Below are 23387 nucleotides of genomic sequence, written 5' to 3' on the forward strand. Positions count from 1 at the left end.
GAGGTTTAGGCGAGGGCGTGATCGGCGAGTATTGCGCGGATGGCAGCGTCCTGATCGGGGTCGGGCAACAGCGCGGGCTGCCGCGAGAGGCCCACCGACGGGTCCATCATGTAGAGCGCACGCTTTACCATCGCCGGCGGAAAACCAAGCGCATAGAGTTCCTTGCGAAGCGAAGCGAAGGTAGACTGTGCAGCCTCTGCTGCCTCGGTGTCGCCCGCGTTGAATGCGCGCAGGATCTCTGCGAGCACACCAGGCGCGACATTCCCGAGCCCCGAAATTACGCCGGCGCAGCCCTGCTGCAGGCCCCAGTGAACGAGGTGATCGGGTGCACAATAGACCTCGAAGCCCGGCACGTCGCGCGCCACGGCGAGATAGTCCAGCACCGTCTCGGTCGAGCCACCAGAATCCTTGATCCCCGCGATGTTGGGATGCGCCGCAAGTGCGCGCGCGGTTTCGGGTTCAATGTGGTTCTGGGTGCGCGGTGGAATGTCATAAAGGTAAACGGGGCGCGTCACTGCATCGGCGACAGTCGAGAAGTGGCGGATGAGTCCGTCCTGCGTGCAGGTGATGAAATAGGGGGTGATCACTGCGATCCCGTGCACGCCCATCGCATCGAAGCCGCGCGCGAGTTGTAGGGTCTCGTAGGTCGCAGGGCAGCCCGCGTTGACGATCACCTTCACCCGGCCTGCGACCTCGTCCATCACCGCTTCGCAAAGCGCGAGCTTTTCGTCATGGGTCAGCGCCGAGAAGTCGCCATTCGTTCCGCAGCACATGATGTCGTTTCCAGCCGCGACCTGCCGGCGCACCTGCGCACGGGTGGCGTCGAAATTGATGGTCTCGTCTTCGTTGAAGCATGTCACGAGAGCGACATAGGCGGAGCGTGTCATTCGATCTCCTGTGTGGCGGGCATCCGGCCGGGGTGGCGGTGCTGCTGGCGCGAGATTGCTCACAACCATCATACATGTCAACGATGTTGCGTAGTTAATTTCCAGTTTTTCGGAAAGAGAAGGGCTTCCCAGCCCTCCAAATCCCAAAATATTTCTTTTATAACTGGTGAAAGCGCCGATTTCTGAATTCTGATGGGCGTGTGCAGTGATGTATATTACAAGGTGACAACATGTTCGGTGCGCGCAAGGCTCCTGTCAGGCCCGGAATCGAGGAGGAACCCCATGACCGATCTGTCGCACGCGATCGAATTGCTGCGCCCGCCGCAGGTGCTGTTCGGAGTGGGGATGCTGGAGCGGCTGCCCGATTGGGTCGCTTCCAGAGGCTTTGCGCGGCCCGTCGTTATCGCGGATCCGGTCAATGCGGCGCGGCTCGAGCGGCTGGGCCTGGGCGACGTCACCTGTTTCGCACAGGTCGTAGCGGAGCCCGACATCGAGAACCTCGAGGTCGCCCGCGCGGCGGCGGCTGGGGCAGATCTGATCATCGGCTTCGGCGGCGGTTCGGCGATGGATTTGGCGAAGCTGGTCGCGGTGATGATCGGGCACGATATGCCGCTGTCGGATATCTCGGGGCCGGGCAGGGCGCCTGCGCGCAAAGTCGGGCTGGTGCAGATCGCGACAACTGCCGGGACGGGCTCCGAGGTCGGCACCCGCGCGCTGGTCACCGATCCGGAGACTGGGGCGAAAGTCGCGACCGAAAGTCCGCATATGCTGGCCGATCTCGCCATCCTCGATCCGGAGCTGACTGTCTCGGTGCCGCCTCACGTGACGGCGGCGACCGGAATCGACGCGATGGCTCATTGCGTCGAAGCCTATACGTCGAAGCGGGCGCATCCAGTCATCGACCATTATGCGCTCGAAGGGATCCGGCTTGTCGAGCGTTACCTCGCGCGCGCTGTCGCTGACGGCACGGATCGTGAGGCCCGCGCCGGGCTGACGCTTGCCGCGTTCTATGGCGGAGTTTGTCTGGGACCGGTTAACACCACGGCGGGACATGCGGTTTCCTATCCGCTCGGCACGCGCTGGAAGCTCGCCCATGGGCTCGCGAATGCGCTGATCTTTCCGCATGTGCTTGCGGTCAATGCGCCGGCCTGTCCAGAGAAGACGCGAGCGATCTGCGCTGCTCTTGGGATCGCCGATGACGCGCCCGAACGAATTCGAGACGGTGCGAAAGAATTCTGCGGAAATCTTGGTCTCGATATGCGGCTCTCTGAGCATGGCGTCGATGCGGAGAGCCTGCCAGTGATGGCAGCGGAGGCACACCGAATTCGGCGTTTGCTCGATTGGAATCCGGTCGATCTGACCAAAGACCAGATATTGCAGATTTATAATGAAGCGTTTTGAACGCCCGCGCGCATGGATGGTCGGCCGCGAACACCCGACCCGGATAGCGAGCGCGCTCTGACTCAGGTCCGCGCTGCGCCGCCGTTTCGCAGCGCCGGGCCGACAGCCACACCCACGCATGCGAGCCGATCCCGCCGCGGCCGGTTTCTAGATTGCGTAGGGCCGGGATGCTGATGTCCGCTGATGAGACGGCAGCGTCCTGAGTGAGGCCGAGTGCGCGGCAGTGGCGCGCGGATGGAGGGCAGGGGTGTCAAACTATGTTTCTGAAATTGGCGCTGGAGATGGAACGATAGTTTTTCATGGATCTAGGGCTGTGGGCGAGATCGGAAATTCGAGGTGGGGACTGAGTTGTAATAATTGCCGTTGAGCAGACCGATTGGACGAGATGGCTTTCGGCCCATTGCGGCCGTTCGGGGTCGCTCGAATGCTGCGGCGCGGCTTCCCTGAATCGGCCTTTCAGCATCTTCCCCTGGCGCCCACGCAGAAGTCGACGACGGTGCCGTTTCCATTGGTCGCCGGCTTTTCGTCGAACGACTTGGCCACAGTGAAGGCAAAACTCTCTCCGATCCAGGTGATCAAGGCTCCAAGGGCGACCTGCTCTGGAACCCCGCGCCTCAAAGTAGTTAAGGGTGACGATCCAACGCTGGGCACACACAGATAAAGATGAATAGAAGACAGGCGGTCATCAATTCTTCTTTCGATAAATTGTCTTGAGAAATGCGGGACTCGAACTATTCTGAGCCCCGCCCGTAGGCGTCAGTTTGTCTTCGAAATCTCGAGGAGGCGCTTCATCCCGTCCTCGCCGATCACGTCGGTGCCATACTTGTCCCAGACCGGAACCATGGCGTCTTTCCATGCGGCTTGCTGCTCGTCGGTCAGCCGATGGATTTTCTTGCCTTCGGAGGCGAAGAACTCGAGGTCGCGGGCGTTGATCTGGTCTGCTTGCTCCGCGTTCCATGCCGTTGCTGCGTCCAGCGCGGACTGGAGACCTGCGCGTTGCTCATCCGAAAGGCCGTCCCACCACATCTTGTTCGCGCCGACGATCCACGCGGTGTAGATGTGCTCGGTAAGGGTGATTTGATCGATCATCTGCCACATGCCCGACCCGCGCCATGCGTTCGGGGTGGGTTCTGCCCCATCGATAACGCCCTGTTCAAGCGCCGTCGGGGTTTCCGACCAGCTGACGCCGACCGGGTTTGAGCCGATCGCTTCGAAGGGCGCGACATAGATCGGTGCGGATTGGACGCGGATTTTCAGACCCTGCGCGTCCTCGGGTAGAAGGACCGCTTTGTCGCCACGATAGCCAAGATCGCGCGGGCCGTTCATCCAGATTGCGATGGGCTCGATGCCTTTGGCCTGCAGCTTCGGCACCCAAAGGGCGCGCAACTCTTCGTCCTTGAAGGCCGCCTGAATCTTGGCAGGGCTCGAGAGCAGGAAGGGCAGTTCGAACATGTTCACTTCCGGAACGAGCTGCGAATAGATGCCGATCGCCGGTGCGATGATCTGGGCTTCGCCAAGCTGCGTGCCAACAACCTGGCTATTCTGATCGAAGAGCGTGCCGCCATGATGCATCTCGGCGGTCAGATCGTCGCCAAGGGCCTCCTTGGCCTTCTCGACGAAGTAGTCGAAGGTCTGTCCTTTCAGGCCCTTGGCGTTGTTATCGTTCGACAACACCATGGTTAGCGGCTGGGCCGTGGCCAGGATCGGCATCGCCGCGACAAGAAGTCCGGCGAGGGTTGCAGTCAGTTTCATGGTTTCCTCCCTAATTGAAACTGTGGATCAGAGGCCGGTCGGCCCCGGCAGCCAGAGCGAGACGGCTGGAATGAAGGTGACGATCATCAGGGCGACCAGTGTCGCGAGCATCCAGGGGATCGTGGCGCGGAAGACGTCAAAGACGGACATTCCCGAGATCCCGGATGCAACAAAGAGGTTCATGCCGACGGGCGGCGTGATCATGCCCATTTCGATATTGACGATCATGATGATCGCGAAATGCACCGGGTCGATCCCGAGGCTTTGCGCTGCCGGCTGCAGGAGCGGGGCAAAGATCAGGATGGTCGGCACCGCCTCAAGGAAGAACCCGACGACCAGCAACAGCAGATTGACGCAGAGCAGGAAGACGATCGGCGACAGGTTGATGTGCAGGACGGCTTGAGCGAGCTGCGCGGGCAGGCCAATCTTCGTGATGAAATACCCGAAGATCAGAGCGTTGGTGGTGATCCAGAAGATCATGCCCACCCGCGGCCCGACCGCGATCACCACCCGGGGGATATCGCGGAGTTTCAACTCCCGATAGGCCAGAAGACCGATGGCAATGGCGAGCACCGCAGAGACGGCCGCCGCCTCGGTCGGGGTGAAGATCGCGCCGCCATCATAGCTAAAGGAGCCAAGGTCGAAGGCGGGCAGGCCGTAGATGCCGACCACGATGAACACCGGCAGCATGAGGGCCGGGATCGCCGATTTCACGGTCGACCCCGCCTCGGCGACGGTCGCTTTGCGGCGGACCGTGATGGGTTCCTTGCGTGCGAGGAACCGCGCGGTGAAAAGCAAAAGCGCGCCGTAGATGATGCCGGGCACGATACCGGCGAGGAAAAGCGCGGGAATCGGGGTCTCGGTGACGAAGCCATAAAGGATCAGCGGAATCGACGGCGGGAGCAGAATCCCGATCGCGCCTGCAGTCGCCAGGGCTCCGATGGCATAACGCTCCGAGTAACCTTCCTCGCGAAGGGCAGGGAACATGATGTTGCCGACGGCTGCGACGGTGGCGGGACTCGAGCCCGAGATCGCAGCGAAGAAGATGCAGGTCAGCACGGCCGTCATGCCCAGCCCGGCCTTCAGGTGGCCGACGAATACGCGCGCTACGCCGATCAGGCGGTGGACCAGGCCGCCGGTCTCCATGAACTCGGCCGCTAGGAAGAAGAAGGGCACGGCCATCAAAGTGTAGTGGTTGATGTTTCCGAAGAGCTTTTGCCCGAAGATCCCGTCCGGGATCGGCGCGAAGGCCAGAGAGGACAGCACTGCAGAGCCGCCAAGGGCCACCGCGATCGGCGCGCCGATTACGATCAGGACGAAGAAGGTGACGATGAGGAATGCGACGGTCATTTGTGCACCTTCGGCTCAGCGGAGCCGACACGCCGGAGAAACGCATCCTCCGGGTCGGAGCGCAGATCCGTCCACATCGCGATAATCAACATCAGATAGCGAAGGAGAAAGAAGGTGAGGATGACCGGCAGAATGGCAAAAGGCAGCGCGAGGTTGCCGCCGAATTCCGGGTGTGTGACGCCCATCCCCCAGACGAAGCGCGCATAGCTCACCGCATCCGCGAGGTAGAAAGTCACGAGCAAAAGAGCTGCCCCGAAGGCGAGCGTGTTCAGCGCTGCCCGCGCGCGCAGGGGAAGGGCGTGCATCAGGAGATCGACGCGCGGGTGGGTGCCGGTGCGCACAGCGCGGCTCGCCCCCATGAGCATCGCCCAGACCAGCGCGGTGACGGAGCCAGCTTCGAGCCAGTGGATGCCCGTGCTGAAGACATATCGAAGGACGACCTGCAGCACCGCCAGCCCCAGCCCCAACAAGGAGCCGATCAGAATTATGGAAACCTCGACGGCTGACAGCAGCCGATCTAATGCTTTCATGATTTTCCTCCCACGGCGCTCTCCTCGCCGGATCGTAATTTCAGCTATGTGCGAACATCGGCTTGCCGGCGAAGGGCAGTTCGGCGCGCAGAATTGAGGCGGTCGACGCCTCGGTGATGTAGAGATTCCGGTTCTCGGGACCGCCAAAGGCGATGTTGGCCGTGAGCAAGCCTTCCGGAACCCGGATGCGGAACATCGGCTCTCCGAGACGCGTCATGACCCAGACGGTCCCGAGGCCCATGTGACCGATCACGAGCTCCCCACCCGCGCCGAGGGCCAGACCGTCCGGCCCGGCGAGGCCGCCCGAAAGTTGAATGAAGGTGCCGGATTTTGCGACCGTCCTACCATCGGGTAGAAACCGGACGCGCCAGACCGCGTTCGCACGCGTCACGGCGAGGAAAAGCTGGCTTTCGTCCTCGTTCATGCACAGGCCGTTCGGGCTCGGGATGTTGTCGATGACGCAGTCCAGCGCCCCGTCGGCAGTCAGCCGGAACAGTCGGCCATAGGGGGCGTGCAGCCCGCTCTGCCCTTGATCGGTGAACCAGAGATCCCCGTTCATTGCGAAGTGCAGGTCGTTGAGCCCGTGGAACCGCTCGAGACCCGGCCGCGTCAGGAAGGGTTCGACCTTCCCCGAGATCGGGTCCATCACCATCAGCCCATGCGCGTGATCGGCGATGAAGATGCGCCCGTCGCGATGGATTTTCAGGCCGTTGGGTTCGCCCTCATACTCGGCGGCGATGGTGACGTCGCCTGCCGGGTCGAAACGAAGGATCCGGCCGTGGCAGATGTCGACGCAGTAGAGGTTTCCGTCCCGGTCGAACGAGGGGCCTTCGAGAAACGCCCGGAATGTCTTTCCCGGATGCTGGACGCTTGCCCAGCCCGAGGTCTCATTCGGCCTGAGGTCGTCGGGGACAGTGGCGAAGACTTCGGCGGTCAGCTCTGGCGGCGGGGCGAAAAACATTTGTGACTCACTTTGGCTTTTAGTAAGCGTAAAGCCAAAGTTGCTTTCGGCGCAAGGAAAATGATTGCGCTAAATACAAATGCTTACTCATTTAGATCTGAAGGGGGATCGGCGCGGTCAGGCCTGAAAACCAGCCGAGTAGCGAAAGGCGAATGGTTCCACGTAGAGCGCTTCACCATAGAGGATCTTGCTGTCCTCCGGAGTCAGCAGGACATGCGCACGCATCAAAAGAGGGGCACCTTCCTCGATGCCCAATTCGCTGGCCTCTTGGGCCGAGGCGACCACCGCACGAAGGGCGGCGTCGATGCGTCCGATCTCAAGGCCAAGCCGGTCCCTGATCAGCGCGTGGACGCCTTCGGTCGCCAAGGCCTGTGCCGACATCGACATGGCCAGATCCGGATGGAACCACCGGGTTTCACTGCCGATGCATTCGCCGGCGACGAAACGAAGTCGGCGCAGGCAGAACACCTCAAGGCCCGGCGCGAGATCGAGCTTTCTTGCGGCGCGGTCGGGCAGGGGGCTCGGAGCGAAACTCAGGAGCCGGAAGCTGACGGTTTCGCCAGTCAGGGCCACCTCGTCCTCGAAGGACTGGATGTTGTGGATGTCGAGCCCGACCCGGATCTGCATGTCGTCGTCGCGGCGGCACGCGAAGGTGCCACGCCCGGCCTGACGCCGCACGAGCCCCTCTTGCATGAGGCGCGACATGACGACCTGCACCGTGGAGCGGCTGACATCGAACGTCATCGCGATTTCCGCTTCGGTCGGAAGCTGAGCACGAGGTGGAATTTCCCCGGACTGAAGCGCCGTGACGAAATGTTCGTAAATCTTTTGGCGAATGGAAGGTGGGCGCACAGGCTTAGCCTTCCACCCAGGCTCGCGCGTTCGGCGACTTCCGCTGACGCGCGTCTTCGAGGTGTCTGCGCAGACGCTCCGAAGCCTCGGGGATGCGCTCCTGTTCCAGCAGGGTCAGGATTTCGAGATGCTCGGTGCATTCGTTTGACAGACGGCCCCGGTCCACCCGAGCACGGTATTCCATAAGGCGGCGCATTCTGTTGACCCGCTCCAGCGCAATCAGGAAGAACGGGTTGCCGGACATTGCGACGATACTTTCGTGAAAGTCGGCCCCGTGTTGCAGGATGGTTTCGTTGGGCATCGTTGCAGGGTCTGCGTGGATCAGCTTCTCCTGCACTTCGCGCAGCTCGGCCAGCTTCGCGAAGTCGACCTTGAAGGTGGGCTCCAGCATTGCGATCGGCTCGTTCGCGATGCGGAAACGATAAATCTGGTCGAAGGCCTCCGGCGTTTTGGCGACCGGCAGAAACCGCCAGCCATAGCCTTCCTTGCGTTCGGCCCAGCCTTCGCGCTGTGCGCGTGCCAGCAGGTCTTGCGTGCGCGCCTTGGTCCAAGAATAGCGTTCCCGAAGTGCAAGTTCGGTCATCTCCTCAGGGATGCGATCCCGGATCCAATCTTCGGCGAGGTTCTGATATTCCCGCGTGATCTCGTCTTGATCGCTGGCACTCAAAGCGCCTTCCGGAATTGCGCTGCTGACGAAATAGCCGCGGTTCGGGACCTGTCTGAGAATCTCGCGATCTGCGAGAATGCTGAGAGCGGCGCGCACAGGGGTTCGGGACACACCGTAGCGATCCGCGATCGACTGGGTCGTCAAACGGTCTCCCGCATTGTAGTGACCTTCCGCGATTTCGCGGATCACCCGATGCGATATCTTTTCGGCCAAATCAGCGCTGCGCATTCTGGTCCTCCTTGCACAAATGAACACTCATTTTAGGGTGAGCGCAAGTTGGCTTTTACGTCGATGTAAAACCAAAACATGTTGCTTTTTAGAGTGCAAAAGACCAAAGTGAGTCGCGCAATCAAGGGAGGAAATTATGATTCGCATTCTTAGCGCGGTGGTTTTGGCCGCCATCACAGCCCTGCCAGCAGCCGCTCAGGACAAGCCTTCGAACACCGAGTGTATCGCCCCCGCAGCACCCGGCGGCGGCTGGGATTTCATCTGCCGCACCGTGGCGAAGGTTCTGCGCGACGAGGATCTTATCGACGGCGCCATGCAGGTCACGAACATGACCGGTGGCGGTGGCGGGGTTGCCTACGCGCATGTCGATTCGAAGCGTAACGACGATGAGAATCTGCTGATCGCGGCTTCGAACGGCACCACGACGCGCCTCGCGCAGGGTGCGTTCCCGGGGTCGGACGTGGATGACGTTCGCTGGCTTGCCTCGTTCGGCGCGGAATATGGCGTGATCGCGGTTGCCGCTGACAGCGAAATCGACGATCTCCCCGAGCTGGTCAAAATGATGAAGGAAGACCCGCGCTCGGTGTCCTTCGCCGGTGGCTCCGCCGTCGGTGGCTACGATCACCTCAAGATCCTGAAGCTGGCCAAGGCCGCCGATCTCGATGACGTGCGCAAGGTAAAATATGTCGCCTTCTCCGGTGGCGGTGAGGCGATGACGCAGGTTCTCGGTGGCTCGATCACCGCCTTCTCCGGCGACTTTTCGGAAGTGCGCGGCTTCGTCGAATCCGGCGATATCCGGATCCTCGCGGTCCTCTCGCCCGAGCGTCTCAAGCAGTTCGATCAGTTCCCGACCGCTATCGAGCAGGGCTATGACGTGACCGGCCCGAACTGGCGTGGCCTGTATGTGCCCAAGGGCATCTCCGACGCAGCCTATGAGAACTGGAACGAGATCATCCAGAAGATGGTCGCTTCGGACGAGTTCCAGAAAATCCGGGCCGATCAGGGCATCGAGCCGCTCGATCTCTTCGGCGCCGAGGCGGACAAGTTCGTGCACGACAATGTCGCCGAAATCCGCGCGCTCTCGAAAGAGATCGGTCTCATCCAATAAGCCGGTCAGCCAGGGAGCGATCCCTGGCTGCCACTCATCTCGGGAGGACATCCTATGAGCGATCGTATCATGGGGGGGATCGGACTCGTGCTCGCAGCCTTCTATATCTGGGCGGCCACGATCATCCCCGAAAGCTTCATGGCCGACGTCGTTGGCCCCGCCACCTTTCCCATCGTCATCGGGGCAATCATCGCCCTGTGTTCGGTCTGGTTCATCTTTCGACCCGACCCGGAACCGACCTGGCCGTCGCTCAATCGACTGGCGGAGATCGGGTTCGCGATAGCTGTGTGTCTTCTTTACGCAGTGCTGCTTCCGAAGCTTGGTTTCCTGATCTGCACTGCGCTTGCCTCCGGCTACATGAGCTGGCGCCTCGGCGGGACACCGTTCGGCGCCGCGTTGACCGGGGTCGGGCTCGCCGTCGGGATCTGGGTGATCTTCAAACACGTTCTCGGCCTTTCGCTGGCCGTGGGTCCGCTCGGAATCTGAGGTCGGCACATGGAACTCTTCTCATCTCTCGGCATCGGCTTTGACGCGGCGCTGACATATTCGAATCTCGGGATCGCCCTTATCGGCGCTTTCCTCGGAACGATGATGGGTGCGTTGCCCGGGCTTGGTCCAGCGAACGGTGTCGCCATCCTCATCCCGATCGCGTTCTCGATGGGCCTCGGGCCGCTGCCCTCGCTCATCCTGATGACCTCGGTCTATTACGGCGCCATGTATGGCGGTCGGATCAGTTCGATCCTGCTCAACATTCCCGGGGATGAGCCGGCAATGATGACCTGCCTCGACGGCTACCCGATGGCCCGCAAAGGCATGGCGGGCGAGGCGTTGTCGCTTTCGGGGATCGCCTCGTTCATCGGGTCGATCGCCGCCACCATCGGCCTTGCGCTCCTCGCGCCGCAACTGGTGAAGATCGCTCTTCTCTTCGGTCCGGCGGAATATTTCGCCTTGTTCACCATCGCCTTCGCGACGCTCGGCGGTATCTCTTCGACCAATCAGGCCAAATCCGCTTTCGCCGCGGCCTTCGGTCTGGCAATCGCGATGATCGGCGTGGACACGCAGACCGGCGTGCAACGGTTCACCTTCGGCGAGGTGCACCTGTTCGACGGCATCGACTTCCTCATCGCCATAGTCGGACTCTTCGCCCTGTCCGAAGTCTTCGTCTTCCTTGAGCACCGGGGCGGCGAGAACACCTCCACGCAGAGCATCGGCTCGATCGGTCGGATCGTGGCGCCATGGCGCATGATCCGGAGCTGCATTCCGACCTTCGGGCGGAGCACAGTGATCGGCTTCTTGTCCGGCGTGTTGCCCGGGGCAGGGGCGTCTCTGGGGTCCTTCCTGTCCTATTCGGTCGAGAAGCAAATCGTGGACCCGACCGGCAAGACCTTCGGGAAAGGCGATCCGCGCGGTGTTGCGGCACCCGAAGTCGGCAACAATGCCGCGGCTGGCGGGGCGCTCGTGCCGATGCTTGCGCTCGGCGTGCCCGGATCGGGGACGACGGCCGTGCTGCTCGCCGTGCTGCTCTCGCTCAACATCACGCCCGGGCCACTGCTCTTCTCGCAAAACCCCGACGTGGTCTGGGGGCTGATTGCTGCGCTGTTCATCGCCAACGTGATGCTGCTGGTTCTCAACATTCCTCTGGTCGGGTTGTTCAGCCGGGTTTTGCTGGTGCCCGTTCACATCCTGATGCCGCTTGTCGCGATGGTGAGCTTTGTCGGGATTTACGGCATCTCCGGTTCGTCTTTCGACCTTATTCTCATGGTGCTTTTCGGTGTTGTCGGCTGGGCGTTCCGCAAGCTCGACATTCCCCTCGTCCCGATCATCCTCGGCATCCTGCTCGGCAACGAGATGGAGGTGAACCTGCGTCGCGCGATGACCCTGTCGGACGGCGATTGGCTGACCCTCGTCGGCAGCCCCCTCGCGATCTCGCTTTGGGCGGTGGCGATTGTCGGGTTCATCGCGCCGATGATCTTCGGTCGCAAGGTTAAGAAAGCGATCGCCGAGGAGAATGACGAGATTGCCGTCGGCGACTGACCTGCAATTCGCACGAGACGCCGTGGCGTCTCGTGCTTCCCGGCGGCCCCGCCGAAAAATTCTCACGACCGGCCCCGACGCCGGACCAATCCAAGGACCCTGACATGGTGCCCTCCCGATCTGTCCAGAGCCAAGGCGAAACGCTGTTGGTCACCGATCTGCCCGAAATTCTGTCCGGTCTGATCGACCGGATGCCCTATGTGCTGCGCCTGCTAGCCGAGAACCATCTGCGCTGCGGAGGCGATGCGGAAGACCTGCGCCGGGCCCTCGAGGCGAAGCTGCGCGGCGATGCCACGGATTTCGAGCTGATGTTCCGGCCCAACCGGCTCTTGATGCATGACACGACCTGCACACCCGCGCTGGCCGATATTGCGGGCCTCCGGGATGCGCTGGCCGAAGCGGGTGCGGACCCTTCGGTCCTGGCGCCAACGCTGCCGGTGGAAGTGTCGGTCGATCATTCGCTGGCCGTGGATGTTTTTGCCCGCACCGGGGCGTCGGAGATCAACTTGCGCAACGAGATCGAGCGCAACGCCGAGCGCTACAGCTTCATGAAATGGGCCTCGGAAGTGATGGATACGGTGCATGTGAACCCGCCGGGCACCGGTATCATGCACACGCTTAACCTCGAGCAATACGCCACCTTGCTCGACGTCGCCGCAGATGGGCGCGCCCATCCTGACATGATGCTCGGCACCGACAGTCATACGCCCATGATCAATGGTATTGGTGTGCTCGGCTGGGGCGTCGGCGGGCTGGAAGCGGAAAGCGTGATGTTCGGGCAGACTGTCTCGCTCGCGATGCCCGAGGTCGTCGGCGTGCGGCTGGAGGGACGTCTGCCTGAAGGTGTGACGTCGACGGATCTCGCGCTCGAGCTGACGCACCGCTTGCGCATGCTGGACGTGACCGCCGCCTATGTGGAGTTCTTCGGGCCGGGCGTGGCGACGCTCACTGCGGATGACCGCGCCGTCGTGGCCAACATGGCGCCCGAATATGGCGCGACGACAGGGTTCTTCCCCGCCGATGCGAACTCGGTCGCCTATCTTGTGCGAACTGGACGCCCGCAAAAGCTGACCGACGCCATCGAGCCCGCCTTCCGAGCGATGGGCCTGTGGTTCGATCCGGACGCCGCACCGCATTTCGACCGGCAGATCGCGCTGGATCTCGGCAGCCTCGAACCGACGCTCGCCGGCCCGCGCCGCCCGCAGGACAGTTTGCCCGCCCGCGCCGCGCGCGAAGCGATCGAGAAAGAGGTGGGGCGGGCGCTTCCCGCCCTCGTGGAGCGCCCCGCCGAATTGCCCGACGGCGGGATTGGGATCGCGGCGATCACCAGTTGTACCAATACCTCCGACCCCCGTCTGCTGATCACGGCGGGCCTGCTGGCGTGCAAGGCGCAGGAGTGCGGCCTCGCCCCGGCGCCCTGGGTCAAGACCTCGCTCGCCCCCGGCTCGCCCTCGGCACGCAGCTACCTCGAGCGCGCCGGGCTGTTGGGCGGCCTCGAAGCGGTCGGTTTCGGCATCGTCGGTTTCGGGTGCACCACCTGCATCGGAAACTCCGGTCCGCTTCCCGATGCCGTGGAGGCCGCGCTTGCCGATGGCAAGGCGGTGGCTGCAGTGTTGTCGGGCAACCGCAACTTCCCCGGCCGGGTTCACGCCAAGCTGGATCTGGGTTTTCTCGCCTCGCCGCCGATGGTCGTGGCCTTCGCGTTGCTCGGCCATGTGCGCGCGGATATCACGCGCGATCCGCTGGGCCACGACGCCGAGGGGGCCCCGGTCTATCTGTCCGACCTCTGGCCGCGCCCCGAAGAGGTCGAAAGCGCGATGGCGCGCGCGTTCCGGTCCGATGATGTGCATGCCGACTTTCAGGAGGCCCTCGCGAACCGCGACTGGGCCGCGCTCGAGGCCCCGACCTCTGCGCGTTTCCCGTGGGACCCGGAGTCGCGAAATTTGCGCCGCCCGAAATTTGCGCGCGCAGCCAGCGTCACCGCGCTCGGTCCGCTGACCGCCCGGCCGTTGCTGGTGCTGGGCGATGACATTACCACCGATCACATTTCGCCCGCCGGCTGGATCGACCCGGCGAGTGCGGCAGGGGAATGGCTCATCGCGCGCGGCGGCAATCCGAAGAACCTGAATGTCTACGCGAGCTATCGCGGCAATTGGGAGGTCATGCTGCGCGGGTTGTTTACCAATCGATCGGCGGTGAATTACCTCAACCCGCATTTGCCGCCCGCGCATCTTCGCACCGAAGCGGGCGACGTGCTGAAGCTTCACGAGGCGGCAGAGCGATTCGAGGCGGACGGCATCCCGGCGGTGATCCTCGCAGGCGAGCGCTACGGAATGGGCTCGAGTCGGGACTGGGCCGCAAAAGGGGCCGCTTTGCTTGGCGTGCGGGCGGTGATCGCGCGCAGCTTCGAGCGCATCCACCGCACCAACCTGATCGGAATGGGAATCCTGCCGATCGAAATCATGGATGATTTCATCCCCTCCGAGGGCGGGTTGAGCGTCTCTGATAACGTCTCTGTCAATGTGGATGCGGACAGCCTTAACCCCCGGCAGCACACCAAAATCGTGGTGACCGGCAAGCAGAGCGTCCGGCGGATCGCGGGCCGTGTCGCGGTCGAGACCGAGCAGGAGATCGAGATCCTGCGCGCCGGTGGCGTCCTCCCGAAAATCCTGACGGAACAGCTTGCCCGGGCGGGTGACATTCGAACGGCATGAGGCCACTCGGGGATTTCAGAGACAGGGCGCGCTCGGTGCAGCTCTCCGCAATTCTGCGCACCTTGCTCACGCTGCTTGTGGCGGTGGTTGCTGGCGCTGCTTTGACGTGGTTGGGCGTGCCGCTCGGGTGGCTGCTCGGCGCGATGCTGACGATGATCGCGGCGGCCCTGCTGCGCCTTCCGGCCGATCAGCCGCGTGTGATCGTGCCTTGGGTCAAGGCCTCGGTGGGCACGCTGCTCGGCGCCTCGATAACGCCCGATATCGTGGCCGGGGCGACACAATGGTGGCCTTCGGTGCTCTGCATGTGCATCGTGATCGTGCTGGGCGGGCTGATCAATTTTCAGATGCTGTCTCGCCTTGCGAAATTCTCGAAAGTCGAGGCGACTCTGTGCTCGATGCCCGGCGGCATCACCGAGATGATCCTGCTGGGCGAGATGGCGGGGGCGGACCAGCGCCGCGTGGCCATCGTGCATACGCTGCGCATCACCTTGTCGATCCTGACGATACCTATCCTCGCGACGCTGATCTTCGGCGTCGCCATCGATCGGGCGGGGGCGCCGGATCGCCCGCCGATGAGCGTGGCCGACTTGTTCTGGTTCGCGCTTTGCATCCTCGCCGGCGTGTTGGCGGATCGGCACACGCGCGTGCCCGCGCCCCTGATCCTCGTGCCGCTTGCGTCGTCTGCGGCGCTCCACCTGTCGGGTCTCACAGCCTTCGGCGTCCCCAACGCGGTGTCGACGCTTATCCAGTTGGTCATCGGGATGAATGTCGGTGCGCGGTTTCTGGGGGTGAACGTGCGTAGCCTCGTCGCGATGGCCGGGGCCGCCTGCTCGGTCGTGGGGGTCCAGATTTCGCTGGCGGTCGCGGCGGCGCTGCTGATGTCGAGGTGGATTGGCGGCGATCAGCTGTCACTTGTGCTGGCATATGCGCCGGGCGGGCTTGCCGAGATGTCGCTCATCGCGATTGCGATGGGGCGTGAGGTCGCCTTTGTCGGGCTTCACCATGTTCTGCGTGTTCTGCTGTCGCTTGGCGCTTCGGCCCCTCTGGTCCGCCGGGCGGCGCGCTAGTCGGGGATGATCGCGCAGTCGCGCGACACGCCATGGCGTTCGAGAATGTCGCCCACGGTCCCGTCGCGCAGAGCGGTCCGCAGGAACGCCTGCAGGTCGGCGGATGCCTCGGGGCGCCCCTGCGGCATCGCCATGGCCTGCCGGATTTCCATGAAAGGCGGGCTGAGCACGCGACTGCCGGGACGGTGGCTACTCTCATGAGCCATCGCCTCGCGGATCCCGGCCACGGCGCTGACTTCGCCCCGATCGAGCGCTTCCAGCGCCACCTGTAGACTTTCGTAAAGGGTTAGCGCTTCGGCTCCGGGCTTGCGCTGCAGCGTGAGCGTATAGGCGCTGCCGCGCACCGAGCCGACCAGCGCCCCGGACGCTACGAGCGCACGGGCATCAGCGGCCTCGCAATCAGCGCTCGCGAGATAGCATCCTTCGATCCGGACATAGGGTTCGGTGAAGGCGATTGTCTTTGCGCGCTCCGGATCGACGGCTAGAAAGCAGACGTCCCATTCGTCCTTGCCCACGGAGGAGGAGACATCGACCGCGCGATCATACTCGACGAATTCAAGGTCGCATCCGCAAGAGGCGGCATAGGCCCGCGCGAGATCGACGCTGATCCCCATTGGTCGACCCGCGTCGTCGCGCCCGACCAGCACGAAGTTTCCATGGTTCAATGCGAAGCGCAGCGGCGACCGGGGCGAAGACTTATCAGACGACATTCATTCAAACCATTTTGCTTTTTGGTGATTATATAGCCAAAATCCACGGGTGGCCAACGTATTTTTGGTGGCTGCGCTGCAGGACGCTCCTGGAACTCGCCCACGCAGCGCGCCTATCGCGCGGTCCTTTGCAGCGATGGGCGCGTATTTCTTCGATATCGAATTCGGAGTTAAACGATCACCGTATGTTGCCTTGGGTAAGGTGACACAAAGTTCTTGGCTTTTGGCGAACACCCGAGGCCGAGCGCGGCGAACGACCGCTCCCCGCCCTCTTTGGTCCGAGCGTCATGACCGGCCCAGAGCGGCCGTTTTGCCCCTGCGCAGCGAAAGTCCGTTGTTCCTTCCTCCCAACGCGACATCGATATGCTGACGATGCTCACATGTATTAAGAAATTAACGCTCGATCGGCATCCCCACCATGCTTCCCCATTCCGTCCACGATCCGTCATAGACGCGAACGTTGTTGTAACCGAGCAGTTCAGTCATTGCGAAGCTTGCGAGCGTCGCGCGGTGTGCGAGCCGACAGTAAGATATGATCGATACGTCCGGGCCGTCGACATGTTCGGCCAAGATAGCCTGGGTAGCCGCCGCCGATTTGAAGGTGGTAGCCTCGTTGAGGAGGGCATCGAAGGGAAGATGTGCCGCGCTGGGGATGCCGCTGTGTTGCGGTTCTCGATCATGGTGGCCCGACTTTGGACCGCTGCCGCACGATCGGTTTCGTTTTTGAAATGCCCAAGCAAGCGACTCGAAACTGCATGAAATTCGGGCGCGCCGCCCAAAAAGACGACCTTTAATCCGACAGACGAAAATTCGCGCTTGGTCAATCGGTCTCTGCGCTTCGGATGTTCGCTTGGTGGCTCTATGCCGGGGCGACGGACGACAGAAGTGACGCATGCCCGAACTCCTTTCCATCATCGTGGTCGAAACGGATCCTGAGCGCGCCGGGCTCATCGAAGACAGCCTGCGCGAGGCGGGGGCCTACGAGATCACTGTAATCCCCGAGACGACGGGAATTGCGCGACGTATCTCGGAGATCAAACCCGATATCGTGCTGGTCGATATGGCGAGCCCCTCGCGCGACATGCTCGAGGAGTTGACGCTGGCCTCGGGGCCGCTGGAGCGACCGGTCGCGATGTTCGTAGACCGCTCGGACGACGCGGCGACGAAGGCCGCGATCGATGCGGGCGTGTCGGCCTACGTAGTGGACGGGCTGCGCGCGGACCGGATCAAGCCGATCATGGATGCCGCGATCGCGCGGTTCAACATGGTGCAGCGGATGCGCACCGAACTGGAGACGACGCGCCGCGCGCTGGAAGAGCGCAAAGTGATCGACCGCGCCAAGGGTCTCTTGATGAAAGCGCGGGGGATCGACGAGGACGCAGCTTATGCGCTGTTGCGCAAGACGGCGATGGATCAGGGTCGGCGGGTTGCGGATGTCGCCCATGCTTTGGTGACGGCGGCGGGGCTCTTGTCATGAGTGGCGTGCCGCTCTTGGTCGGATATATCCCGCTGGTCGATGCCGCGCCTCTGATCATCGCGCGCGAGATCGGATTTGCCGAGGAAGAGGGGCTGGCGCTCACGCTCACCGCCGCGCCGAGCTGGTCGACCCTGCGCGATCAACTGATGCTGGGACGGATCGAGGCGGCGCATATGCTGTTCCCGATGCCGATCGCGGCGGCCCTGGGGCTGGGCGGGTTCAACACGCGCATCGATATCCTTCAGGTGCTTTCGCATAACGGCAATTCGATCGGCGTCTCGCGCGCTTTGGCGGACCGGATGCGTGTGGCGGGCTACGGCTTCGATTTCTCAGATGCCCGCGCGGCGGGGGCGGCGCTGATCGCGGCCGCGCAGGGACGCTTGCGCATCGGCGTGCCGTTTCCGTTCTCGATGCATGCGGAGATGCTGTATCACTGGCTGGGCGCGATCGGGTTGAGCGCGCCGCAGGACCTCGACGTCCACACCGTGCCGCCGCCGTTGATGGCCGAGGCTCTGGCGGCGGACGAGATCGATGCGTTCTGCGTGGGCGCGCCCTGGGGGTCGATCGCGGTGGAGATGGGGGTGGGAGAGTTGCTTCTACCCGGAACCGCAATCCGCTCCAATGCGCCGGAAAAGGTGCTCGCCGTGCGCCACGACTGGGCCGAGACGGAGCCGGGGCTGACGCGGCGGCTGATGCGCGCCGCATGGCAGGCCGGGCGCTGGCTCGGGTCGGAGCGCAACCTGCTGACGGCGGCAGAGCTTCTGTCCCGACGCAATTATCTGGACCTGCCGACGGAGCTGATCGAACGGGCCTTGACGGGAAATCTCGTGATCTCTCCGCGCGGCGAGATGCGCAACGTGCCGGGCTACATGAGCTTTCACAGTGGTGCTGCGGGCTACCCCTGGGCGTCGCAGGGGGCGCTCGTCGCCGCGAAGCTCGCCGCACGGATGGGGCTGTCACGTAACGAGGCGATGACCGCCGCACGGTCGATCTGCCGCACCGATCTCTATACCCGCAACCTCGCCGATCTGGACGGTGATCTGCCCGAAGCGCGCGACAAGGTGGAAGGTGCGCTCGACTCTTTTGGCGCTGTTCCGGGGGTCCAAGGTCAGGTGATTCTGCCCCCGGATGCGTTTTTTGACGGCTGGATTTTTGATCCTTTCGCGGATTGAGGGCTTTCTGGCGACGAATTTTTCGGCACTCTGAGAAAATGGGCGCTTTGCAGGCGCAGCATCCCGCCGGGACGTTGACGCTGCAGGCGCGAAAGGCGTTTCCTTGAAATATCGAAGCAAGGACGTTTCGATTTCCAACATATTCCGCCTCGCATCGCTGTGAGGCTCCGAACAAAGCCGTTCGACCCTGATCGCCGATCTTCCTCCTCCTTGGAAGATGTGCGCTCGGGTCGGGCGGCTTTTTTGGTTTCGACACCCCTCAGGATGCAAAGGGACTGTGAACGATGAAAAAGCTTCTGGCAGCAATTGCCACCACGACGCTCCTCGCTGGCCCCGCTTTCGCGGAGATGCTCGACGTCGAGAAAGACGAGCTGAAATTCGGCTTCATCAAGCTCACCGACATGGCACCGCTCGCGGTGGCCTACGAGAATGGCTATTTCGAGGATGAAGGGCTCTACGTCACGCTCGAGCCGCAGGCGAACTGGAAGGTTCTGCTGGACCGCGTGATCGACGGCGAACTCGACGGCGCACATATGCTTGCCGGTCAGCCGCTGGCCGCGACGATCGGCTACGGCACCGAGGCGCATATCATCACGCCATTCTCGATGGATCTGAACGGCAACGGCATCACCGTGTCGAACGAGGTCTGGGACGAGATGAAGAAGAACATCCCCGTGAGCGATGACGGCAAGCCGGTGCACCCGATCTCGGCCTCCGCACTCAAGCCGGTCGTTGAGAAATACCGCGCCGAGGGCAAGCCCTTCAACATGGGCATGGTGTTCCCGGTCTCGACCCACAATTACGAGCTTCGCTATTGGCTGGCCGCCGGCGGTCTGGAGCCGGGCTACTACTCCCCCGATGACGTTTCGGGCCAGATCGGCGCGGATGTGCTGCTGTCGGTGACGCCGCCGCCGCAGATGCCCGCCACCCTCGAGGCCGGCACGATCTACGGTTATTGCGTGGGCGAGCCGTGGAACCAGCAGGCGGTGTTCAAGGGCATCGGCGTGCCCGTGGTCACCGATTACGAGATCTGGAAGAACAACCCCGAGAAGGTCTTCGGCATAACCGCCGACTTCGCCGAGAAATACCCCAACACGACGCTCGCCATCACCAAGGCGCTGATCCGCGCCGCGATGTGGCTGGACGAGAACGACAACGCCAACCGCCCCGAGGCGGTGAAGATCCTCGCCCGCTCGGAATATGTCGGCGCCGATGCCGAGGTGATCGCCAACTCGATGACCGGCACGTTCGAATACGAGAAGGGCGACAAACGCAAGGTTCCCGACTTCAACGTCTTCTTCCGCTACTTCGCGACCTATCCTTATTATTCGGACGCAGTCTGGTATCTCACGCAGATGCGCCGCTGGGGCCAGATCCCCGAGAGCAAGCCCGACAGCTGGTATGACGAGGTCGCAAAATCCGTCTACAAGCCGGAAATCTACCTGAAAGCCGCGCAGATGCTGGTCGACGAGGGGCTCGCCGACAAGTCGGATTTCCCATGGGATACCGATGGGTATCGCGCGCCAACCGACGAGATGATCGACGGGATAGAGTATGACGGCAAAACCCCCAACGCTTACATCGACAGCCTGCCGATCGGCCTGAAATCGGGCCAGACGATCGTCGGCAGCAAGGTCGAAGGCTGATCCCCGACCTGCGGGCGGGGCCGCCCGGTCTCGCCCGCCTTTTCCTTCCCAAAATATCTGCAAGGACGACAAGCCATGACCGCCATCGATCCTGACGCCCTGACCGCGCAGCAAGCTCGCGAGGCCCGTCGCGAACGCCTCTTCACCCGTATCAACAAGGCCGATGGCTGGTTGAGGGTGTTGGGCCTGAGCTGGGTGACCCCGATCCTGCGGGCCGTCGCCGGAGACAACCCGAAATCGCAGATGAAAGAAATCTGGCAGCTACTGGGCGTGCCCGTCGCCGCGATCGTCGTTTTCCTAGCCGCCTGGGCGATGCTCGCGCCCAAGGTGGAGACTTCGCTCGGGGTCATTCCCGGCCCGGCGCAGGTCTGGGAGCAGGCGGAGGTTCTCTATGCCGACCACCTGCGCGAACGCGAGAAGGCCGCCGCCTTCTACGACCGTCAGGACGCGCGCAACGCCAAGCTGGTGGCGGCAGGCAAGGCCGACCGGGTGAAATACCGCGACTATACCGGGGCGCCGACCTATTTCGACCAGATCTGGACCTCGATCAAGACGGTGTTCTTCGGCTTCGCGCTCGGTACGATCGTGGCCGTTCCGCTGGGCATCATGGCGGGCCTGTCGAAAACCGCGAATGCCGCGATGAACCCGCTGATCCAGATCTTCAAACCGGTGTCGCCGCTGGCATGGCTGCCGATCGTGACGATGATCGTCTCGGCGGTCTACACCACCTCTGACGGGATGTTCTCCAAGTCCTTCCTCGTCTCGGCGATCACGGTGACGCTGTGTTCGCTCTGGCCGACGATCATCAACACGGCGCTTGGCGTGGCCTCGATCGACAAGGATCTCGTGAACGTCTCGAAAGTGCTGAAGATGGGTACCTGGACGAAGATCACCAAGCTGGTGCTGCCCTCGGCGCTGCCGCTGATCTTCACCGGTCTGCGCCTGTCGCTCGGGGTTGGTTGGATGGTGCTGATCGCGGCGGAAATGCTCGCGCAGAACCCCGGCTTGGGCAAATTCGTCTGGGACGAGTTCCAGAACGGCTCCTCGGAGAGCCTCGCGCGGATCATGGTGGCCGTATTCACCATCGGCATCATCGGCTTCGTCCTCGATCGCCTGATGTTCGCGATCCAGTCGATGTTCACCTTCTCCAACAACCGGTGACCCTCATGAGCATTCTCGAATTCAAGTCTGTCTCCAAAAGCTTCGGCGAAGGCCCGGCGCGCAGCGATGTGCTGAAGAATATCGATCTGAGCGTGAAAGAGGGTGAGTTCCTCGTGCTGCTCGGCTTCTCCGGCACCGGCAAGACCACCCTGATCAACCTGATGGCGGGACTGGAGATGCCCTCCAGAGGCGAGGCCCTGTTCAAGGGCCAGCCGATCACCGGTCCGGGCCCCGAGCGCGGCGTGATCTTCCAGAACTACTCGCTGATGCCGTGGCTGACGGTGGACCAGAATGTTGGCCTCGCCGTCGAGACGATCTTCCCCGGCCTGTCGAAGAAAGAGCGTCAGGTGAAGGTCGATCACTACGTGAAGATGGTGGGGCTCCGCCACGCCGCGAGCCGCCATCCGGCGGAGCTGTCGGGGGGCATGCGCCAGCGGGTCAACGTGGCGCGCGCGCTGGCGATGAACCCCGAAGTGCTGTTGCTCGACGAACCGCTGTCGGCGCTCGACGCGCTGACTCGGGGCAACCTCGCCGACGAGGTCGAGCATATCTGGGAGCAGGACAAGAAGACCTGCGTGCTGATCACCAACGACGTGGACGAGGCGATCGTTCTAGCCGACCGGATCATCGCGATGAACCCCGACGGCACTCTGGGCGAGGAGTTCAAGGTGTCGATCCCGCGCCCGCGCGACCGCGGTGCGATGAACCACGATGAAGGGTTCAAGCGCCTGCGCGCCGCCGTTACCAACTACCTGATGGATGTCGGCATGCAGGCCAAGGCCGAAGGCACCCGCAAACTGCCCGACGTCACGCCGCTCCACGCGCTGCCCAAGGCGGTGTCGGAAGCCGCGCGCTCGGCGCTCGAAGGCAAGTATCTGGAGTACTCGCAGCTTCACAAGATCTACCCGACCCCGAAAGGGCCGCTCACGGTCGTCGAGGATTTCAACCTCACGCTGAAGAAGGGCGAATTCGTCTCGCTGATCGGTCATTCGGGCTGCGGGAAATCGACCGTGCTGACGATGACGGCGGGCCTCAACGACGTGTCGAAAGGCGGCATCAAGCTCGACGGGCTCGAGGTGAAGGGCGCCGATCCCGAACGCGCCGTAGTGTTCCAGGCACCGTCCCTGTTCCCGTGGCTGTCCGCGCGCGAAAACGTCGCCGTGGGCGTCGACAAGGTCTATCCCAAGGCGTCGCGCGCCGAGCGTCAGGACGTGATCGACTATTACCTCGAGCGCGTGGGTCTGGGCGATGCGATGGACAAGCCCGCCTCGGACATGTCGAACGGGATGCGCCAGCGTGTGGGGATCGCGCGCGCCTTCGCGCTTTCGCCGAAGCTGCTGCTGCTGGATGAGCCCTTCGGGATGCTCGACAGCCTGACCCGCTGGGAGCTGCAGGAAGTGCTGATGGAGGTGTGGTCGCGCACCAAGGTCACCGCCGTCTGCGTCACCCATGACGTGGATGAGGCGATCCTGCTGGCCGACCGCGTGGTGATGATGACCAACGGTCCGCGCGCCACGATCGGCAAGGTGACGGAGGTCGATCTGCCGCGTCCGCGCACCCGCAAGGCGCTGCTCGAACACCCCGATTACTACTACTACCGCGAGCAGGTTCTGAACTTCCTCGAGGAATACGAACAGGGCCACGCGCCCAGGAAAGCGGAGGCTGCGTAA

The 23387-nt window shown here is 62.9% G+C and carries 20 protein-coding genes; 11 read left to right on the plus strand and 9 right to left on the minus strand.

Features of this window, described 5'->3' with window-relative positions; all coding sequences use genetic code 11:
• Nucleotides 1-5: 5 nt before the first annotated feature.
• Complete coding sequence (locus B6V72_RS17430) at nt 6-887, minus strand: dihydrodipicolinate synthase family protein (RefSeq protein WP_088736162.1); 882 nt, start codon at nt 885-887, stop codon at nt 6-8.
• Nucleotides 888-1169: 282 nt separating this feature from the next.
• On the opposite strand from B6V72_RS17430, the gene B6V72_RS17435 reads away from it, so the two are divergent.
• Nucleotides 1170-2288 carry an iron-containing alcohol dehydrogenase gene (locus B6V72_RS17435; protein WP_088736163.1) on the plus strand — a complete coding sequence of 373 codons (1119 nt, stop codon included), beginning with the start codon at nt 1170-1172 and terminating at the stop codon, nt 2286-2288.
• Nucleotides 2289-3044: 756 nt separating this feature from the next.
• On the opposite strand, the gene B6V72_RS17445 is transcribed toward B6V72_RS17435, so the two are convergent.
• The 6 genes from B6V72_RS17445 to B6V72_RS17470 form a co-directional block, all read right to left on the minus strand.
• A complete protein-coding gene (locus tag B6V72_RS17445; RefSeq protein WP_088736164.1) occupies nt 3045-4040 on the minus strand; it encodes a TRAP transporter substrate-binding protein in 996 nt (331 codons plus the stop codon).
• Nucleotides 4041-4067: 27 nt separating this feature from the next.
• Complete coding sequence (locus B6V72_RS17450; protein ID WP_088736165.1) at nt 4068-5390, minus strand: TRAP transporter large permease subunit; 1323 nt, start codon at nt 5388-5390, stop codon at nt 4068-4070.
• Nucleotides 5387-5920 carry a TRAP transporter small permease gene (locus B6V72_RS17455; RefSeq protein ID WP_088736166.1) on the minus strand — a complete coding sequence of 178 codons (534 nt, stop codon included), beginning with the start codon at nt 5918-5920 and terminating at the stop codon, nt 5387-5389. Before B6V72_RS17455 ends, B6V72_RS17450 begins: the two co-directional genes overlap by 4 nt.
• A 40-nt stretch (nt 5921-5960) precedes the next feature.
• Nucleotides 5961-6881, minus strand: coding sequence for an SMP-30/gluconolactonase/LRE family protein (locus tag B6V72_RS17460; protein ID WP_088736167.1), 921 nt, complete (start codon nt 6879-6881; stop codon nt 5961-5963).
• Between the two features lie 117 nt (nt 6882-6998).
• Nucleotides 6999-7733: a GntR family transcriptional regulator gene (locus B6V72_RS17465; protein ID WP_088736168.1), complete on the minus strand. Its 735-nt coding sequence runs from the start codon at nt 7731-7733 to the stop codon at nt 6999-7001.
• A gap of 4 nt (nt 7734-7737) precedes the next feature.
• Nucleotides 7738-8628 carry a GntR family transcriptional regulator gene (locus B6V72_RS17470; RefSeq protein ID WP_088736169.1) on the minus strand — a complete coding sequence of 297 codons (891 nt, stop codon included), beginning with the start codon at nt 8626-8628 and terminating at the stop codon, nt 7738-7740.
• A 136-nt stretch (nt 8629-8764) separates the two neighbouring features.
• Between B6V72_RS17470 and B6V72_RS17475 the strand changes: the two genes are divergently transcribed.
• From B6V72_RS17475 to B6V72_RS17495, 5 genes are all read left to right on the plus strand, one after another.
• Nucleotides 8765-9736, plus strand: a complete 972-nt coding sequence (locus B6V72_RS17475) for a tripartite tricarboxylate transporter substrate-binding protein (RefSeq protein ID WP_088736170.1) — start codon at nt 8765-8767, stop codon at nt 9734-9736.
• A 54-nt stretch (nt 9737-9790) separates the two neighbouring features.
• Nucleotides 9791-10222: a tripartite tricarboxylate transporter TctB family protein gene (locus B6V72_RS17480; protein WP_088736171.1), complete on the plus strand. Its 432-nt coding sequence runs from the start codon at nt 9791-9793 to the stop codon at nt 10220-10222.
• A gap of 9 nt (nt 10223-10231) precedes the next feature.
• Entirely contained in the window at nt 10232-11770 is a 1539-nt protein-coding gene (locus tag B6V72_RS17485; RefSeq protein ID WP_088736172.1) for a tripartite tricarboxylate transporter permease, read from the plus strand.
• A gap of 104 nt (nt 11771-11874) precedes the next feature.
• A complete protein-coding gene (gene acnA / locus B6V72_RS17490) occupies nt 11875-14484 on the plus strand; it encodes an aconitate hydratase AcnA (RefSeq protein ID WP_088736173.1) in 2610 nt (869 codons plus the stop codon).
• A 35-nt stretch (nt 14485-14519) separates the two neighbouring features.
• A complete protein-coding gene (locus tag B6V72_RS17495) occupies nt 14520-15551 on the plus strand; it encodes an AbrB family transcriptional regulator (protein ID WP_168173075.1) in 1032 nt (343 codons plus the stop codon).
• On the opposite strand, the gene B6V72_RS17500 is transcribed toward B6V72_RS17495, so the two are convergent.
• Both B6V72_RS17500 and B6V72_RS17505 read right to left on the minus strand, forming a co-directional pair.
• Nucleotides 15548-16216 carry a transporter substrate-binding domain-containing protein gene (locus B6V72_RS17500; protein WP_168173076.1) on the minus strand — a complete coding sequence of 223 codons (669 nt, stop codon included), beginning with the start codon at nt 16214-16216 and terminating at the stop codon, nt 15548-15550. The two genes, B6V72_RS17495 and B6V72_RS17500, sit on opposite strands and share 4 nt — an antisense overlap.
• Nucleotides 16217-16654: 438 nt before the next feature.
• The gene (locus tag B6V72_RS17505) at nt 16655-17212 is read right to left on the minus strand and encodes a rhodanese-like domain-containing protein (protein WP_088736187.1); all 558 of its coding nucleotides are present in this window, start codon (nt 17210-17212) and stop codon (nt 16655-16657) included.
• Here B6V72_RS17505 and B6V72_RS17510 point away from each other — a divergent pair.
• The 5 genes from B6V72_RS17510 (at nt 17154) to B6V72_RS17530 (ending at nt 23387) form a co-directional block, all read left to right on the plus strand.
• Nucleotides 17154-17738: an ANTAR domain-containing protein gene (locus B6V72_RS17510; RefSeq protein ID WP_088736176.1), complete on the plus strand. Its 585-nt coding sequence runs from the start codon at nt 17154-17156 to the stop codon at nt 17736-17738. The two genes, B6V72_RS17505 and B6V72_RS17510, sit on opposite strands and share 59 nt — an antisense overlap.
• Nucleotides 17735-18910: an ABC transporter substrate-binding protein gene (locus B6V72_RS17515; RefSeq protein ID WP_088736177.1), complete on the plus strand. Its 1176-nt coding sequence runs from the start codon at nt 17735-17737 to the stop codon at nt 18908-18910. Before B6V72_RS17510 ends, B6V72_RS17515 begins: the two co-directional genes overlap by 4 nt.
• Before the next feature lie 284 nt (nt 18911-19194).
• A complete protein-coding gene (locus B6V72_RS17520; RefSeq protein ID WP_088736178.1) occupies nt 19195-20556 on the plus strand; it encodes a CmpA/NrtA family ABC transporter substrate-binding protein in 1362 nt (453 codons plus the stop codon).
• Between the two features lie 75 nt (nt 20557-20631).
• On the plus strand, nt 20632-21717 hold the full coding sequence (locus tag B6V72_RS17525) for an ABC transporter permease (protein WP_088736179.1): 1086 nt from the start codon (nt 20632-20634) through the stop codon (nt 21715-21717).
• A 5-nt stretch (nt 21718-21722) separates the two neighbouring features.
• Nucleotides 21723-23387 carry an ABC transporter ATP-binding protein gene (locus tag B6V72_RS17530; RefSeq protein WP_088736180.1) on the plus strand — a complete coding sequence of 555 codons (1665 nt, stop codon included), beginning with the start codon at nt 21723-21725 and terminating at the stop codon, nt 23385-23387.

The sequence above is a fragment of the Thioclava sp. F34-6 genome (genome assembly GCF_002213235.1).
Classification (GTDB): Bacteria; Pseudomonadota; Alphaproteobacteria; order Rhodobacterales; family Rhodobacteraceae; genus Thioclava; species Thioclava nitratireducens.